Source organism: Virgibacillus chiguensis (genome assembly GCF_900129865.1).
GTDB classification, from domain to species: domain Bacteria; phylum Bacillota; class Bacilli; order Bacillales; family Amphibacillaceae; genus Virgibacillus; species Virgibacillus chiguensis.
Map to the genome: position 1 here is coordinate 221,674 of NZ_FQXD01000001.1, position 17,406 is coordinate 239,079.

Consider the following 17,406-nt stretch of genomic DNA (forward strand, 5'->3'; position numbering starts at 1 on the left):
GCCAAGTTCTGGCGAAAATATGCTATACTCCTATATACTTCCCTATAGCAGAAGAAAACGCCCTTCATGAGAACATATTTTTCATGAAGGGCTTTCTAATAGAATTATCACTACAAAAAAGATTTAACTGTTTGTTTTTTCCGTTGCTTCTTCTGGAGAATCCATTTGAATGCCAACAACGTGAACATTGATTTCATCAATTTCTAACGCAGTCATATTTTTCAAAGTTTGTCTAATATTTGTTTGTAACAACTGCGCCACATGTGGAATAGATACACCAAATTGCAAAATGACATATAAATCAATAACAATTCCGTTTTCTGTTAATTCTACTTTTACCCCTTTACTATGTGCCTTCTTACCAAACCGTTCAGCTACACCAGAGGCAAAGTTTCCTCGCATAGCGTAAAGTCCATCTATTTCTGAAGCGGCTAAACCTGTAATAACTTCAATGACTTCTGGCGCAATCTCGACCTTACCTAAACTGTCATCACTTACGTTTAATAACGGTTGTTCACTCATACACTCAACTCCTTTATTCATCTTCGTCTTGCGTTATAGGGTTTTCTTCAAGAAATTTTGTATTAAAGTCACCATTTATAAAAACGGGGTGCTCCATAATTTTATGATGAAATGGTATTGTCGTATGCACACCTTCAACAATAAACTCATCCAAAGCTCTTTTCATTCGATGAATTGCTTCTTCTCTAGTTTTACCGTACGTTATCAATTTAGCAATCATTGAATCATAATAAGGAGGTATTCGATACTCTGGGTAAACAGCAGCATCTACTCGAACCCCTAGACCCCCAGGTGGCAAGTACATATCAACCTTTCCAGCTGAAGGCATAAAATTCTTAAAGGGATTTTCAGCATTAATACGACATTCTATCGCCCATCCGTTAAAAGAAATGTCAGACTGAGAATATGCTAATACTTCGTTATCGGCAATCTTGATCTGTTCTTTTATTAAATCAATACCAGTAATTAATTCTGTCACAGGGTGCTCGACTTGTATGCGTGTATTCATCTCCATGAAATAAAATTGATGTGTTTTGCGATCAAAAATATATTCAATAGTTCCAGCGCCTTCATAGCCTACAGCTTTTGCAGCTTTGACCGAAGCTTCTCCCATTTTTTCCCGGATTTCTGGAGTGATTGCTGGAGATGGCGCCTCTTCTACAAGTTTTTGCAACCTACGTTGAATGGAGCAATCCCGTTCACCAAGATGGATAACATTCCCATGTCTATCAGCTAAAACTTGGATTTCCACATGTCGGAAATCTTCAATATACTTTTCGAGGTAAACACCCGCGTTACCAAAAGAAGTCTCTGCTTCTTTTTGAGTTATATCTACCCCTTTCGTTAATTCTTCCTCGTTTCGCGCTACTCGTATTCCTTTCCCGCCACCACCAGCAGTTGCTTTAATGATGATTGGATAACCGATCTGATTAGCAATTTCTTTTGCTTCTTCTACATCATGGATGATTCCATCTGAACCCGGAACGATAGGAACATTAGCTGCTTCCATTGTTTGCCTAGCTACGTCTTTTATTCCCATTTTTTGAATGGCCTCAGGCGTAGGACCAACAAAAGTAATATTACATGCACGGCATATTTCAGCGAAATCGGCATTCTCTGCTAAAAAGCCATAACCTGGATGAATAGCATCTACACCTGTCAGCGTAGCTATACTCATGATATTTGTAAAATTTAAGTAGCTATCCTTGCTTTGAGTTGGCCCAATACAATAAGCTTCATCAGCCAATTGCACATGAAGAGCTTCACTATCAGCTTGGGAGAATACAGCTACTGTTTCAATATCCATCTCTTTACAAGCTCGAATAATTCGAACAGCAATTTCCCCTCTATTTGCGATCAGCAGTTTTTTTATCACACTTTACATCCCCTTACTTTGTACTAACTCGAAATAGCGGCTGACCATATTCTACCAACTCACCATTTTCTACTAATATTTCGACAATCTCACCTTCAACTTCTGCTTCAATTTCATTAAATAATTTCATTGCTTCAACAATACAAACAACGCTTGACTTATCAACTTTACTACCTATTGAAACAAAGTTTTCTTTCTCTGGGGATGGAGCTGCATAAAATGTTCCTACCATAGGTGAAACAATTTCATGATCATAATCTACTGTGCTTTCTTTTTGGGAAGATGCATCTTGTGTATTTTCTCCACTCGCTTTTTCTGATTCTATCTGCGCTACTGTTTCAGATACATTTTGTTCAGGTATATTTTTAGGCTGTACTTGTCCATTTGTAGAAGATTTTTTTAATGAAATAGAAGCTCCGCTTGTTTCATACTTAAATTCTTCAATAGACGTTTGATCAATTAACCTTATTAATTCCTGGATTTCTTGTACATTTAACATATATTCAAGGCACCCCTTCATTTTCTAGCTTATTATTAGGTACTAATAACTCCTGTTAATATTTTACGATAAATGATAAACAAACTTCAAGATATATTATGAAGAGATGTCATACAAATGGCTTGTATTTTTATTATAACAAACTAAAAATGGAAAGCGAATGAAAAGCGAGTCAGTCCGATTACTACTCCCTAGGGAGCGCTGCCTATTGGTACAACTTACCTTAACAGACGTTTTTATGATGAATGGCTCCTTATTAGTCGGAGACACGATTAGTAATAAGAAAATGCGAGCACTTAACTGACTGTAGCTTTTATATAACTATAAGCCTTTATTTTATAGCAGAACAAAGGCGAAAGCGCCCGTTCAGCAACGTAGCGACTGGAACGAATCAACTGAGATAAAGGAATCACGGTGAGGAACGAACCGATGATGACTTATCGTAGGGCGATTTCGTGAAGTAGCCTAGTTGCTGGGCGCTGGAGCCGGACGTGGCTAAATAACTTAGTAAGTTTATCCACAGCTGCTAAATTTTATAATTTCCTAGACGATAAAAAAATCCGGGCTTCCCCGGATTTCAATCATTTATTCTGTATCTTTTTTCGTTTCTCCTTGAGAAGGCAAATACGATACATTTACTTTTTTATCTCCTAATTCATCTTTGACCATTTGAATAATGGAAACAGCTTCTGATTTTGGAAGATTTTCTTCAACCTTCACTTGAACGGTTACACTATCATCTTCAGATCGAACAAGTACATCTTCGTAGTTGGCAGAAGCTACAATCGTTTCTTCCAAAATCTTTTCTTTTGATGCCAAGTCTTCCATTGCATCAATTTCTTGTAAAGCTTCATCCTTTTCAACAGAACTAGCGGAGCTCGAAGCAACGATATCGGTTAATCTCTCTTTTTCCATGTTACGTTTATCTTGTAACTCCATACGAATTGTCGTAAATAATTCATCTTGCCCTACATTAGAAATCTCATCTACTTCGGCATCATCATTAGCTTCTGAGTCAGTTGGAACCGCTTCTTCCTCCTTCGCATTTTCTTGTCCATCATTGATATAAGCTAAATCTTCACTATCAGGCGAAGTCATATAATAAACACTTAATAAAATCATTAAACTTAGCATTGTTAATAGCCACACGGTTTGTTTTTTTAACATTTAAATTCCTCCCCTAATTCTTTGGCATTACAGACACTCGGTGGGTTGGCACATCTAAGACACGGGAAACAGCTTCGACAATCCATTTTTTTACTGTGGCATGATCAGCTCCCTTAGCTACAACAAATACTCCTCTGACTTCCGGCTTTTTCGTTTGAATGAGTAAAGGGACCTCCTTTTCACCTTGCCGTACTAAAACTGTTTGTGTTTCTTCCGTACCATCTTCAATTTCTCGAGTTCCCCCATTCGTATCCGTTTCTTCAGTAGTCTGTTGCCCTTTAATTAAGTTTTTCTCATATACTTTAATACTTGTAGATTCCAAATTGACCATGACTTCAGCTTCACTAACGCCTTGGATTTTATTTATCAATGTTTGTAAGTCCTTTGTATAAACGGATTCCAGCTCTTCGATATTTGACGTTGTTGCCTCCTTTGGAGATGCTGTTTCTTTTGAATTCGGTTCACTTACCTGTTCCGTTGGCTGTTGGATCGGCTCTTCCATATCTGTTTCTGATGAAGTCGAAAAGATATTACCAATAATTAACAACATTACACTGACTAAGGCTAAAATGATCATATAGCTCCATTTTTTAGGTGGTTTTTTTCCATCTTTTTGAAAAAATTCTTTTAATTTCTCTATCAAGGTGCCCCTCCCTCCCATTGTAAAAGTAGCTTTTTTTGCTCCATTTCCCATAGTTCGGATAGCTTATTCTCTATGTCCTTCAATTCGTTATTTTCTTTAGATACATCTGGGCTGTCTGAATAAATTACTACATTATCAACGTTTCGCACTGCTCCCTCCCCATTTTTTAATTCATTCACATACACAATGACTTTATCCAAATTTTCGTATGACTTATCTTTTCCATTTGCAAACTGAAATTGGATATCTGTAATTTCTGTTTGAAACGCTTCGTGAAGTGGATCTTTTGCTATTTCTTTTAATTGGACAGCCATTTGTTCTAAAATATATGCATCTTGTGTAGCTTCTATTTCATTTTTTTGTGTTTTAATGGCATTATCTAGAGATTTATTTTGATTCATTTCTTCAAAAACACCTGATAGAGAGCTTTCCACTGCACGTTGGACATCAATTTGAAAAATATAAAATATAGGCTTTAACAAAATTAATATAAGGATAAGTCCGACGACGAGCTTCATGTATTTTTTCATGGAATTAGCGGGAATAACTAAATCTATGATCGTAGCTAGCAGGATAAATAGAATGATTTGAGTGACCCAGTCAATAACTATTTGCAATTTAAGCCCGCCCCCCTATCTTAAGAGCAAAGTTACATTACTAGCTGCAATGATGATGACAATTGCCAAAAAAAACATAAATGATACTGCTAGTAAACACGCAAGAATAAAAACAATATATTTACTAATTGTATTCAATGTGGTAATAACTGGCCCATCCGCAATCGGCTGTAAAATTGCGGCAGCAACTTTATAAATTACTGCAATTGCAAAGATTTTTAATGCCGGAAACAAAGCGATAAACAGTATAATAATTAACCCTACAATTCCAATTGCGTTTTTTAACAATAGGGATGCGCTTAATATCGTATCTGCGGCATCTGTCATCGTACGACCTACAACTGGTATAAAGTTTCCGGTTATAAATTTTGTTGTTTTCATCACTACCCCATCTTGAATGGCACTTGCTGTTCCTTGTACTGACATGATGCTTAGAAAAATGGTAAAGAATACACCTAAGGTGCCAACTGCAATGGATTTAAATAGATTTGCTAAATGCGTTACCTTATAGTGCTCTGTTAAGCTACTGACTATCACTAACAAAGCCGATAAAAACAAGAGCGGCAAAACAAAATTAGCAACGATGAGACCACCTGCATGAATAAGAAAGATAATAATGGGATGAAAAAAAGAAACTGCCACAATATTCCCAAATGAAGCCATTAACCCTAAGACTAAAGGTAAGAGAGCAATCATAAAACTACTCATCGTATCTATCGCATCTTTGGTGTAAGTCACTGCTGAATAGAAGCTATTTAAAGCCAGAAAAATGAGCACGATATATACAACAAAGTAAGCGACTTTACTTACGGTACTTGTCTCAAATGCATTATGCATCGTCTGTAGCATTGCCGAAAATAAAGTTAACATTAAAAGAGAGCCTAATAATTTCCCATTTAAAATTAGTTCATGAAATAAGAATTCTAGAATACCAATAATAATAGATTGAGGTGACAAAGAATCTTGATTTTTAATAAATTCATATACACTTGTTTTTTCGAGTTCTGGTAAATATCCACCATATTCATTTACTAACTTACCCCAATATGCTTGTACTCCCTCCAAAGAAATTTCTTCTAGCATGTTAGTTTGTACAGTGTCTGATTCATTAGATGTCGTTTCTGCTATAACTTTTTCATAACCCAGAAGGCAAATAACGAAAGTACATATAAGAATGATCCCTATTTGTTTACCATTCATGCACGATAAAAACTCCTTCCTAGGTTTATTTCTCGTACTACAATACATTTCATACAGTAGGTATAAATTGTAAAATTGCTTCTATTACTGCAGTGATTATTGGTATAGCCAGTAACAAAATAAATAATTTTCCTGCAAGTTCAATTTTATTGGCTACGGAATTTAATCCTGCATCTTTTGTAATATTTGCTCCCAATTCAGCAATATAAGCGATGCCGATTATTTTCAAAATGGTTTCCAAGTACATTCCATCTACTTGAGCTTTTGCACCTAATGTTTGAATCAACTGAAATATATGATTGATTTGTTGTATGATAGAAAGGAAAATAACTATCCCTGTAAGTAAAACGACAAAAAATGCAAATGTCTGATTAACATTTTTTAAAATGATGTAAAGCAAGCTAGCTACTAGACCCAATGTTACAATTTGTAAAATATCCATTACACACTACCCTTGATAAAGAAAAACAGATTTAATCTGCTGAAAGAGATCTGATAGTCCATCAATGACTAATACAAGAACAATAATAAAGCCAATTAATGTGGCAAACTGGGCAATTTCTTCCTTACCCATTTGCTTTAAAATGGTGTGGATTAAAGCAACAATAATGCCAATTCCAGCAATTTGAAATAAAATCGTCGCGTCTGTAAACATAGGGAAGAACTCCTTTCACACTATAAAAGCAACAATACGATAAACACACCACATAATACACCTAAACTTTTTGCCATTTTCCCGTATCTTTGATACTGTTCATTAGCGGCTTCCAGCTCCCTTTCCAAATGACTGGCTGCCAGTTGAATATGCTTTTGCTGTTGGAGAAAATCATGTTTTCCAAGTGTTTGTCCAAATTGAAGCAATATTTCTTTCTCGTTTTTTCCAAGACACGATATATCCATAAATGTTTCTAAACTATTCTCCCAGACAACTTGAAAATCTTTACTCTCATAGTTCATGTTTTTATACAAGCGGTCAAAAAATGCGTGGATTGGAAATGGTGTCTGCTTTTGGATTGTGTAAAAAGCATCTTGAAGTGGTAAATGGCTATACATCATTTCAGCCTCAAGTATTTGTAAGGCATTTTTCACTTGCCTTATATGCTTAGGACGATTAGCGAGTCGATTACTCCATTCAAACCCAATCCACGTTGTTGTAGCAATAAATAACATTGCTCCTACCCAAATCATGTTGCGTACCCCTCCATTTTTGCATACGATAAATTCCTATGATTCGAATCAAAAATTGTATATGTGTATTGCAACGGAGACTTTTGATGAAGAAGAACAAAGCGGTTAAAAATTCCTTTCTCAAGTAATGCTTGCACGCCAGGGCGACGTTTCAATTCTTCTAATGAGTATCCATGTACAGAACATATCACAACAACACCTGCATGAAGGGCTTCTAACAATGCCTCAACATCTTTTTTACCGCCAATTTCGTCGACAATTAAAACTTCAGGTGACATAGATCGAATCATCATCATCATTCCTTCTGCTTTTGGACAAGCATCCATCACATCTGTTCGCAATCCTAAATTGTGTTGCGGTATTCCTTTAATAGAAGCAGCAATTTCGGAACGTTCATCGATAACTCCAACTTTGCATGGTGAAATATGTTTCCATCCACTGGAGATGATCCTTGTTATGTCGCGAATAAGCGTAGTTTTTCCAGTTTGTGGGGCACCAACAATTAACGTATTCATATACCCATTATGATATAGGTGCGGCATGAGCTTATTAGCAGCCCCAAGCTTTTGTTTAGCAATTCGAATGTTTAAAAACGTAATATACTGGATCGCCTTTACAGATCCATTTAAAGTGTTTACTCTCCCTGCCAGACCTACTCGATGTCCTCCTTCAATAGTCATATATCCTTCTCGTAATTCTTCTTCCATTCGATATAAAGAGTAGTCACTTAACTGCTGAATAATATGCACAAAATCACGCTTGTCCGGAACTAGAGAAGAAAGGTGCTCATAGGAATGATTAAAAATAAGTTCAATTGGTTGCTGTAACCTTAGTCTAATTTCTTGCAATGTTTCCCATCTATTCGTAAGTGCGCATTCTATCTCTTTTTGTAATCGTTCAGGAAAAAGTCTGCTTATTTCAATCATTAGCCTCTTCCCTCACTTTTTGAATTTCATTTATTAGTAAATGTATGCGCAAATAGAAGGAATATGACTTAATTGTAAATGATAAGATAGAGTAAAATGTTTCAATTTTAAAATATATAGAATGATAAGATAACGAACAACGTATGAGGAAGGACATACGACAACTTCGCTTACCACAGTTTTGCTATGACTATATTTATTTTAATAGGCTGAAATTAATTTTATTTATTCTATATTCAGATAATATTTTATTTACTAATCTATGTTGAAGCATGTCTGTTAGAACTACTTCGCTTATATTATTGTCAGCCTACATAAGAAATGCCTAAGCATCTGCTACCTCAAGAGTTAGAAGGTGTGAGCTAAATAAGTTTAAACTGCCATCCTAGTACCTAAAAGGGATACGAAACAAGGCGCGGAGGTTTTTCTCCCCCCACGCCTTGTATCTGGCTCTAGCGTAAAAAAAACAGCCTACCACAGGCTGCTTTTTTTACGCTCTTGATACATATTTTCCGTCTGATGTATTAATAACCAAAACGTCTCCTTGATTAATAAAAAATGGTACTTGTACTGTATGTCCTGTTTCTAAAGTAGCTGGTTTCGAACCCCCACTTGCTGTATCACCTTTAATACCTGGTTCTGTTTCCACAACTTCTAATTCCACGTTATTTGGAAGCTGCACACCTAGTACTTCACCCTCATAAGTTACAATAGAAACTTCCATATTTTCTTTCATAAATTTTAATTCATGTTCAATTTGGCTGCTGGAAAGCTCTATCTGTTCATACGTATTTGTATCCATAAAAGCATGCGCATCACCAGAAGCATATAAGTATTGCATCTTCTTCGTTTCAATATGCGCTTTACTTACTTTTTCTCCTGCCCGAAATGTTCTTTCTTGTATATTACCATTACGCAGGTTTCGAAGTTTTGAACGAACAAAGGCAGCTCCTTTACCAGGCTTTACATGTTGAAATTCCATTACTTGCCAAACACCATTGTCTACTTCTATTGTTAATCCTGTTTTAAAATCGTTCACTGAAATCATTGTCTGCCTCCTGTTATAACTGAATTAATTCTTTTGGTGCCAAAGTTAGTCGTTCATTTCCTGTTTCAGTTAAGACTACATCATCTTCAATGCGGCATCCACCGACTTCTGGGATGTATATACCTGGTTCTACAGTAACAACCATCCCCTTTTCTAAGGGCTTTTCAGATTTAAATGACAACGAAGGAGCTTCATGAACTTCCATACCTAGTCCATGTCCAGTTGAATGACCGAAAAATTCTCCATATCCGTTTTCTTTTATATAATCCCTCGTTGCTGCATCTGCTTCTTTACCAGTAACCCCAGGTTTAATAGCGGTTACTCCACGTAATTGAGCCTCTAGAACAATATGGTAGATGGAATGTAATTGGTCATTAATTTCCCCTACTGCTACAGTACGAGTAATATCAGAACAATAGCCTTGATATAATGCACCATAATCCATTGTCACTAGTTCCCCAGATTGGATTTTTTTATTCGAGGCAACACCATGTGGTAAGGCAGAACGATATCCAGAAGCTACGATAATATCGAAGCTTGATGAAGTCGCGCCTTGCTTACGCATAAAAAACTCCAATTCATTAGAAATATCTATTTCTCTTACACCAGGCTTAATATAAGATTGAATATGGTCAAATGCATCATCTGCTATTTTGGCAGCTTTTTTCATGATAGCTAATTCATCGTTTGTTTTAAAGATACGTAAAGATTCAACCATATTGTTTACAGGAATTAGTTCGACTTCAAATGTGTCGTTAAACGTTGTGTACTCACTATATGTAACATGATCTTGTTCAAAACCCAGTTTCTTAATGCCCATATTTTTTAGCTGTTGTTTTATTTCTTCATTTAATCCCTGCTTATGTTCCACTACTGTAAAATCAGCGATTTGTTCATTTGCTTGATTTGTATAACGAAAATCAGTAATAAACCGAGCATCTGTTAAGCTAATTAAAGCAACACCCGCAGTACCAGTAAAACCAGTCATATAGCGACGATTTATTCCACTCGAAATCAAGATACCATCTAATTTCTTCGCTTCTAGCGCCTGTCTTAATTTGGTAAGCTTACTCATTTTCTCATCCCTTCATCTTCTATATTTTCCACAGGAAAATCGACTGTATACAGTTTATCATAAACAGCACCATTTGAATAATATAACCTGCTGATAACCAAGCCTATTTCTGCGACATTTCTGTTTGTGTTGTGTCATCTTTAACACGCTGCAGATCTTGATAATCATAGGATATGGAATAGCCAATAAATGTTCCATAAAGCACATAAACACAAAGCGTGGAGACGATAGTGTCTAGATTTAATTTTTGTACAGATGGTACGTTTGAAAATATGGGGTTCATGATGATAAAAACAACTCCCCAAAGCACCCCCCCAAATACCACTCCCATCCAAAGCGAACTCATTTTTCGAAACAATAAATAATAAACGAAGGCTACTGCTATTGAAATGACGCCTATTGCGATAATAGTTATGAGCGTGCCTAGCCATGTATCAATCCATTCCGCTTGTAGCCATGAGCTCAATATAAATGATTTTGGAGCTATTTGAGAAAAATTAAAGTAGTATAATATTGTCGCAAACGTACTCCAAATTAAACCTCCAACAAAGCCTGTTAGCAAGGATCTAGACAAAATAGTCATTGGCGTTTCATGTTTATTTTGCTCTAAATGTTGATCTTGTTTATTCAATTTGAACACCTCCTATATGTAGTATTACCGAAACAAAGTAAAGCCATCCCTGTAATATATGGTCATGCAATTTACCTATTTTTCTCTAGTTATTTCCTTGTTAATGCAGTAAAATAAAAGTATAGATATAATTACATTTTTAGTTCGTTTCATTTAAAATAGATGAATATTATATTAAAAAGAAGGAAAAGCTATACATGACAGACTTATTTGATTAATGAGCAGGCAGCGTAAATACGTGACTTACCACTAAGCCTTTGTTTCACTTATACTATAAGCCTAAAAAATTTATATTTTTATTACCGTGTAAATAACATGTCATACCATACCTTCCACTTCCAGTGTGCCGAATTCAGAAGCTTTTTTTAGAAGTGTCGCTACGATTAAAGACGTTTAAGCTTTAGAATCAGTAAATTGTGCGAAGTTGTATGATAAACATAGATAGGAGGACGCGTAATGAAGCGAAAATCTATTTCCATTGCTGTGTATATGATTATCGGTTTAGCTACTATTGGACTATTAACACAACTATTTACAAACCCTGGGAATTTAATCAATAACATGTTCATTTCCATCGGATTTGGGGTCATTCTATTTGCGATTATCTATTTTGTGTTTATTCGAAAAAAGAGTTCTTCGAATGAAATGAAGAAATATAAACAAGCTGTTAAGCAGTCTAAAGCAAAATACCACCAACAGAAACCAGCATACAAAGCAAACGCTACAAAGCAACAACCAACCAACCCTACACTCCGAAAGAAAAAACATAAGCGGGCAGCTCATTTACGAGTTATTGAAGGTAACAAACACAAAAGGAAAGATCGTGCGTCTTTTTAAAACGCGCACGATCTTTCCTTTTTTCTCAGTTCACCTTTTTATAGTTCATAGTTGGTAACACTATTTACAAGGAAATCGAAACTACTTAGGCCAACGTTCAAGAAACTTTTCTGTATACGCATATCCCGCTTGAATAAGTGCTGCTTTGGCGGTTTTATTGATATAAAAATCAGTACTTTCAATATTTTCCACAGAAATAAAAACAATGTTTTTTGCTTCCGACGTAGAGATGTAACGCGCATCATGCGCTTCTTTCATTGTAAGAAACAAAGCATGAAACATGTGTAATGCATTTTTTATTTTACGAGGTTTTAATTCTTGGGTTGGGGTAGTAGTTAATTTGACACCGATAATTGGGCGGGTTCGTTTATGAGGTTTCTTTTCAAATATCCAAAGCGGAAAATTACTTAAAAGACCTCCGTCAATGATCAAGCTTTTCTCTTGTTTACCCCCTTTCAATTTCTGCGGCATGAAAAAATATGGAAAGCCTGCACTCATTCGAATAGCTTTAGCTACAGAAAATTCCTCTGGAGGTATACCATATATTCTTTCTAAATCATCAGGGATAACAACAAGCTTACCTAAAGATATATCGCTAACAACGACTTTTAAATAACCGGCTTTAATATCTTGAAAAGTAAAAATTTGCTTTGCTGCTAATTTTTCTGCGATCCATTTTTCTAATTTATTCCCTTTATTAATCCCTAATTGAAAATATAAAAACAACCATTTTGTAAAAGGAAGCCATTTAGCCAATTTTGGGGGGTCTAAGAAATCTTTTAAATCCAACTCTTCCATAAAAGCTTCTATCTCTTTATGCTTGTACTCTGCCACTAATAAAGAAGCAATGATCGCTCCCGCTGAAGTACCTGCAACACGCTCCATCGTAAGACCTTTTTCTTCTATTTTTTTCACTGCACCAATAAAAGCATAAGCCTTCACTCCACCACCAGAAAATACACCATCTATTTGCATACGCGTAATCTCCCCTTCATCACTTTTATAAGCGGTGGTTCAAAAAAAGGTAATTAAAACGTCGCACGTTTTTTCCTCCATAGATGGTTTTTACAAAAATTCGTGAAGGTAATCTCTAACTACTGATGCAGATGTACATCTTCACACACTACCTTCATACTCACTTGATAGAAAAACTTGGCTTGTCGCCAAGTCATATGGCGGAAGCTGTAGATTTTTTCTTATACTATAAACCCTAAAAATTTTATGCTTTTTTAACCTTGTTTATGAACACACGCTTTTAGTTTTATAAATAAGCAGTGAAGTGCAAAAATAGAACCTCTTAAAGATTATTTTTTAAATGAAGGCTTTCCAGTTTAGGTAAAAAAACGATTTATGAATTGCCTTCCAATTCTGCTTCATGATGCGTGCGCTTTAGTTCTTCTACTCGAGCTTTATCTTCTTTAAAATAATTGACAACATCACCAATTCGATCAATGGAATTCCAACTCAAATGGTGCTCAATCCCCTCTACATCATTATAAATATTTTCATGATCTACTCCTATAATTTGCAAAAATTCTTCTAGTAGGTCATGACGGAAAACCAATCTCTCTCCAACTTTTTTTCCTTTAGCTGTTAAAATAAAGCCTCGATATTTCTCATAATTCAAGTAATTATCGCGGTCTAATTTTTGTACCATTTTTGTTACTGAAGATGGGTGTACTTCTAATGCCTCTGCAATATCAGAAACACGTGCATATCCTTTTGATTCCATTAAGTTATAAATCTGCTCTATATAATCTTCCATGCTTGGTGTAGGCATATCAGTTCCTCCGTTTCAAGAATAATTTTTTATCTAAGGCAAAATTGTTTCTATTATAAGGATACATGATTTATGAATAGGAAACAAGCTATAATAACTTATCATATATTGTATTTATTTTCACCCTTCCAACCCATTTCAAAATCAAACCATCGTATAACTTTTGAAAAATAGCTCTAAACCACCTATAATAGAAACTGTACAAATGTGAAAGACGGGGGAAAAATAATGGAATTTTTAGCAATACTCATCGTTGTTCTTGCAGCCTTTCTTATATTTCGGTTTTTCAGACAACGTATGTATTTAAAAACATTAACTGAAGATCAATTTCGTGAAGGTTATCGTAAAGCGCAGTTAATTGATGTACGAGAACCACAAGAGTTTAAACGTGGACATATTCTAGGAGCAAGGAATATACCAGTTACGCAAATGAAACAAAGACTAGTGGAATTGCGTACAGACAAGCCTGTTTACCTGTATTGTCAAGGCGGTTCAAGAGCTGCTAGAGCTGCGCAACTATTGCATAAAAAAGGGTATAAGAACATTAACGTGTTAAAAGGCGGTTTTAAAAAATGGACAGGAAAGATTAAGCAATCTTAACTCTCTAGCAAAATCCACAATACAATAAAACTGCTTTCTCTTTTAAAAAAAGGAAGAATAGCATCTATTAAACGGCTTTAGCTCTATGGACGATAGAGTTAAAGCCATTTAATTAGTTATTTCTCAACATAAAATGGCCTATTTATTTCTTTGAATTTATTAGAAAAACCTGGCTTGTCGCCAAGTCTTTATGCCAGTTGAGCGAAGTCGTTTTACTTATATTATAATTCTTAAAATCTTATATTTTTCTTTCATGCAAGAGGATGATCTAAAGACAACGTTTGAAAAGAGTTTAGTTTAGTTTAGTTTAGTTATCTCCTGTTTAAGCTTGTCCAGCACACATCCATTCATTTATTCTTGATGGAAATTTCACAGCACTTCATACTCGGCATAAATACTCCCCACAGATAGCGAAAGTTTTCATCTTCTCTTCTTTAAGGGGAGTATTTAAACAAACTTTTAATACCTTTTGAAAGTTATCAATTAAGGTTTCCTATTTTTCATACCGTAAAATCGGCTTTCTAGCAGCTGTGGTTTCATCCATCCGTTTAACAATTGTTTCATGCGGTGCTTCTTGTACTAACTCAGGTTCGTCTCTTGCTTCAGTAGCAATCTGCTTCATTGCCTCAATAAATCCATCTAACGTTTCTTTTGCTTCTGTTTCTGTTGGTTCCATCATTAACGCTTCTTCCACATTTAGAGGGAAGTAAATGGTAGGTGGATGATAGCCATAGTCTAACAACCGTTTAGCAATATCCAATGTACGTACACCCAATCTTTTCTGACGTCTACCAGAGAGGACAAACTCATGCTTACAATGTTGATCGAACGGTAAATCATATTCTTCTTGTAATTGCCTCATCAAGTAATTTGCATTTATTACCGCATACTCGCTTGCTTTCTTCAAACCTTCTGCACCCATCGTACGAATATACGTATAAGCACGTAAATAAATCCCAAAGTTACCGTAATAAGGCTTTACCCTCCCGATTGATTGAGGGAGATCATGATTAAATCGATAAGCTGCTCCTCGTTTTTCCAATATGGGTTTTGGTAAAAATGGTTTTAGCTCTTCTGTCACGCCAACTGGGCCAGATCCTGGGCCTCCGCCACCATGAGGACCTGTAAATGTTTTATGAAGATTTAAGTGGACAGCATCAAATCCCATATCACCTGGACGCGCATAACCCATAATGGCATTTAAATTTGCTCCATCATAGTATAACTTTCCACCAGCTTCATGAACAATTTGCGCCATTGCTTCAATTTCTGTTTCAAATAAGCCTAATGTGTTTGGGTTTGTTAGCATTAATGCAGCAGTATCAGAGCCGACTACCCTTTTCAAATCTTCTAAATCAACAAGCCCTTTGTCATTAGATTTCACTGTTACCGATTCAAATCCGGCAACGGTTGCTGAAGCTGGGTTTGTACCGTGAGCTGAGTCAGGAACAATCACTTTTGTGCGATGGAAATCTCCATTTGCTTCATGGAAAGCACGAATCATCATTAAAGCAGTCCATTCGCCTTGAGCACCTGCAGCAGATTGTAAAGAAACTTCATCCATTCCAGTTATCTCTGACAACGCCGTTTGCAAGTCATACATCATTTCCATTGCCCCTTGCACACTGCTTTCGGGTTGATTTGGATGAATATGACTAAAGCCATCCATCCGTGCAACATCTTCGTTAATTTTAGGGTTATACTTCATCGTGCAAGATCCTAATGGATAAAAACCGGAATCTACACCATAATTTCTATTCGATAGAGCTGTATAATGACGCATTAAATCGAGCTCGCTAATTTCAGGGAGATCTGGTGATTCTGTTCGAATATACGATTTTGGCAATTCTGCTTCTAAATCTATATCAGGTACATCTAACTCTGGTAAACTATACCCCGTTCTGCCAGTTTTACTACGTTCAAAAATTAATGGAAAGTCTCGATTAGCCATGAATATCCCTCAATTCTTTGACAAATTGATTTATTTCTTTCATACTTCTGTTTTCCGTAACAGCTATAAGCATATGTCCGTTCATGTCAGGATAATCTTTTGCCAGATCATATCCTCCAATGATCCCTTTTTTAAGTAATTGCTCATTAATTTCTGCAACAGGCTTATCCAATTGAATAATAAACTCGTTGAAAAATGCACCATTATGAACCGTTGAAAGTCCTGATTCCTCCAGTTTTTTCATCGCATAACGTGCTTTTTTCATGTTCAAAGCTGCCATTTTTTTTAGTCCATGTTTTCCAATGGAACTCATCGCAACTGCACTCGCAAGCGCGTTTAATGCTTGATTGGAACAAATATTAGAGGTAGCCTTATCTCTACGAATATGCTGTTCCCTTGCCTGTAATGTAAGAACGAATCCTCTAACACCATCCTCGTCCGTAGTTTGTCCTACTAGTCTACCTGGAACTTTTCGCATAAGCTTTTTTGTAGTTGCAAAATAACCACAATGCGGCCCACCAAATTGCGCAGGAATACCGAATACTTGTGTATCCCCTACTACAATATCTGCACCGAATGCTGCAGGCGGTGTTAAATAACCTAAAGCTAATGGATTACTTGATGTTATAAGCATCGTTTTCTTTTGGTTTTCAAGCAACTGTTGCACTTCTTCCATCGGTTCTAGTTGACCTAAAAAGTTTGGATACTGTATAACGACACTTGCTGTTTCCTCATCCAATGCTGTTTTTAATTGTTCTACGTCTGTTTTTCCTTCCTTTGTATCAATGTAGACGATCTCCAAATTTGGACCTTTTGCATACGTTTCAATTACCATACGATACTGAGGGTGTACAGCAGTAGAAACTAATATCTTTTTACGCTTTGTTTGTGCAGCACTTAAATTAACAGCTTCCGCCAGAGCAGTTCCACCATCATACATAGAGGAATTAGCCACATCCATACCTGTTAGTTCACAAATCATCGTCTGAAATTCAAAAATGGCTTGTAGCTCCCCCTGCGAAATTTCTGGTTGGTACGGTGTATATGCTGTATAAAATTCTGATCTGGAAATAACATGATCGACAACAGATGGAATAAAGTGATCATAAACACCAGCCCCTAAAAAGCTTGTGTATTGCTTTAAATTTGCATTTTTATTTGCTAGTTGTGCCAATTCTTTTTTCAAATCCACTTCATTAGCAGGTTTTTTTAAATCCATTGGTCGATTTAGACGTACATTGCTTGGTATATCGGAAAAAAGCTCCTCTGAGTCTTTGACACCAATACTAGCTAACATGGCTTGTTTATCCTCTTCTGTCATAGGTAAATAGCGAAATTCCATTGGTT

The 17,406-nt window shown here is 36.0% G+C and carries 20 protein-coding genes; 2 read left to right on the forward strand and 18 right to left on the reverse strand.

The genetic code is table 11. From position 1 onward, the window contains the following. Positions 1-123: 123 nt before the first annotated feature. The 14 genes from BUB45_RS01145 to BUB45_RS01210 form a co-directional block, all read right to left on the reverse strand. Positions 124-522, reverse strand: coding sequence for an Asp23/Gls24 family envelope stress response protein (locus tag BUB45_RS01145; RefSeq protein ID WP_073004342.1), 399 nt, complete (start codon positions 520-522; stop codon positions 124-126). 13 nt (positions 523-535) lie between these two features. Beyond that, a complete protein-coding gene (accC, locus tag BUB45_RS01150) occupies positions 536-1,897 on the reverse strand; it encodes an acetyl-CoA carboxylase biotin carboxylase subunit (protein WP_073004343.1) in 1,362 nt (453 codons plus the stop codon). Between the two features lie 13 nt (positions 1,898-1,910). After that, positions 1,911-2,396, reverse strand: a complete 486-nt coding sequence (accB, locus tag BUB45_RS01155) for an acetyl-CoA carboxylase biotin carboxyl carrier protein (protein WP_073004345.1) — start codon at positions 2,394-2,396, stop codon at positions 1,911-1,913. Between the two features lie 585 nt (positions 2,397-2,981). Continuing rightward, positions 2,982-3,563 carry a SpoIIIAH-like family protein gene (locus BUB45_RS01160; protein WP_073004347.1) on the reverse strand — a complete coding sequence of 194 codons (582 nt, stop codon included), beginning with the start codon at positions 3,561-3,563 and terminating at the stop codon, positions 2,982-2,984. Positions 3,564-3,576: 13 nt separating this feature from the next. Continuing rightward, on the reverse strand, positions 3,577-4,206 hold the full coding sequence (gene spoIIIAG / locus BUB45_RS01165; RefSeq protein WP_084723498.1) for a stage III sporulation protein AG: 630 nt from the start codon (positions 4,204-4,206) through the stop codon (positions 3,577-3,579). Next, positions 4,203-4,823, reverse strand: a complete 621-nt coding sequence (gene spoIIIAF / locus BUB45_RS01170; RefSeq protein ID WP_073004348.1) for a stage III sporulation protein AF — start codon at positions 4,821-4,823, stop codon at positions 4,203-4,205. Before spoIIIAF ends, spoIIIAG begins: the two co-directional genes overlap by 4 nt. Positions 4,824-4,838: 15 nt before the next feature. Next, positions 4,839-6,023, reverse strand: coding sequence for a stage III sporulation protein AE (gene spoIIIAE / locus BUB45_RS01175; RefSeq protein ID WP_073004356.1), 1,185 nt, complete (start codon positions 6,021-6,023; stop codon positions 4,839-4,841). A 49-nt stretch (positions 6,024-6,072) separates the two neighbouring features. Beyond that, positions 6,073-6,465, reverse strand: a complete 393-nt coding sequence (gene spoIIIAD / locus BUB45_RS01180) for a stage III sporulation protein AD (RefSeq protein ID WP_073004358.1) — start codon at positions 6,463-6,465, stop codon at positions 6,073-6,075. A 6-nt stretch (positions 6,466-6,471) separates the two neighbouring features. After that, positions 6,472-6,678 (reverse strand): stage III sporulation protein AC, encoded by a 207-nt coding sequence (spoIIIAC, locus tag BUB45_RS01185; RefSeq protein WP_021291150.1) that lies wholly within the window; start codon positions 6,676-6,678, stop codon positions 6,472-6,474. A 20-nt stretch (positions 6,679-6,698) separates the two neighbouring features. Beyond that, positions 6,699-7,211 carry a stage III sporulation protein SpoIIIAB gene (gene spoIIIAB, locus BUB45_RS01190; RefSeq protein ID WP_073004360.1) on the reverse strand — a complete coding sequence of 171 codons (513 nt, stop codon included), beginning with the start codon at positions 7,209-7,211 and terminating at the stop codon, positions 6,699-6,701. Then, entirely contained in the window at positions 7,208-8,137 is a 930-nt protein-coding gene (spoIIIAA, locus tag BUB45_RS01195) for a stage III sporulation protein AA (RefSeq protein WP_073004362.1), read from the reverse strand. The genes spoIIIAB and spoIIIAA overlap by 4 nt, the downstream gene beginning before the upstream one ends. 490 nt (positions 8,138-8,627) lie before the next feature. Beyond that, on the reverse strand, positions 8,628-9,185 hold the full coding sequence (efp, locus tag BUB45_RS01200) for an elongation factor P (RefSeq protein WP_073004364.1): 558 nt from the start codon (positions 9,183-9,185) through the stop codon (positions 8,628-8,630). Positions 9,186-9,198: 13 nt separating this feature from the next. Further along, on the reverse strand, positions 9,199-10,260 hold the full coding sequence (locus BUB45_RS01205; RefSeq protein WP_073004366.1) for a M24 family metallopeptidase: 1,062 nt from the start codon (positions 10,258-10,260) through the stop codon (positions 9,199-9,201). Positions 10,261-10,363: 103 nt separating this feature from the next. After that, the gene (locus tag BUB45_RS01210; RefSeq protein ID WP_073004368.1) at positions 10,364-10,891 is read right to left on the reverse strand and encodes a YqhR family membrane protein; all 528 of its coding nucleotides are present in this window, start codon (positions 10,889-10,891) and stop codon (positions 10,364-10,366) included. Positions 10,892-11,347: 456 nt separating this feature from the next. On the opposite strand from BUB45_RS01210, the gene BUB45_RS01215 reads away from it, so the two are divergent. Next, positions 11,348-11,728: an SA1362 family protein gene (locus BUB45_RS01215; protein WP_073004370.1), complete on the forward strand. Its 381-nt coding sequence runs from the start codon at positions 11,348-11,350 to the stop codon at positions 11,726-11,728. Between the two features lie 81 nt (positions 11,729-11,809). Here BUB45_RS01215 and BUB45_RS01220 read toward each other — a convergent pair whose 3' ends face one another. Continuing rightward, positions 11,810-12,703: a patatin-like phospholipase family protein gene (locus BUB45_RS01220; RefSeq protein WP_073004372.1), complete on the reverse strand. Its 894-nt coding sequence runs from the start codon at positions 12,701-12,703 to the stop codon at positions 11,810-11,812. Positions 12,704-13,076: 373 nt separating this feature from the next. Continuing rightward, positions 13,077-13,508, reverse strand: coding sequence for a transcriptional regulator MntR (gene mntR, locus BUB45_RS01225; RefSeq protein WP_073004374.1), 432 nt, complete (start codon positions 13,506-13,508; stop codon positions 13,077-13,079). A gap of 228 nt (positions 13,509-13,736) precedes the next feature. On the opposite strand from mntR, the gene BUB45_RS01230 reads away from it, so the two are divergent. Next, entirely contained in the window at positions 13,737-14,108 is a 372-nt protein-coding gene (locus BUB45_RS01230; protein WP_073004376.1) for a rhodanese-like domain-containing protein, read from the forward strand. A 493-nt stretch (positions 14,109-14,601) separates the two neighbouring features. On the opposite strand, the gene gcvPB is transcribed toward BUB45_RS01230, so the two are convergent. Together gcvPB and gcvPA are read right to left on the reverse strand one after the other, a co-directional pair. Then, entirely contained in the window at positions 14,602-16,059 is a 1,458-nt protein-coding gene (gene gcvPB / locus BUB45_RS01235) for an aminomethyl-transferring glycine dehydrogenase subunit GcvPB (protein ID WP_073004377.1), read from the reverse strand. Further along, positions 16,052-17,401 carry an aminomethyl-transferring glycine dehydrogenase subunit GcvPA gene (gene gcvPA, locus BUB45_RS01240; RefSeq protein ID WP_073004379.1) on the reverse strand — a complete coding sequence of 450 codons (1,350 nt, stop codon included), beginning with the start codon at positions 17,399-17,401 and terminating at the stop codon, positions 16,052-16,054. Before gcvPA ends, gcvPB begins: the two co-directional genes overlap by 8 nt. Between the last annotated feature and the right edge of the window lie 5 nt (positions 17,402-17,406).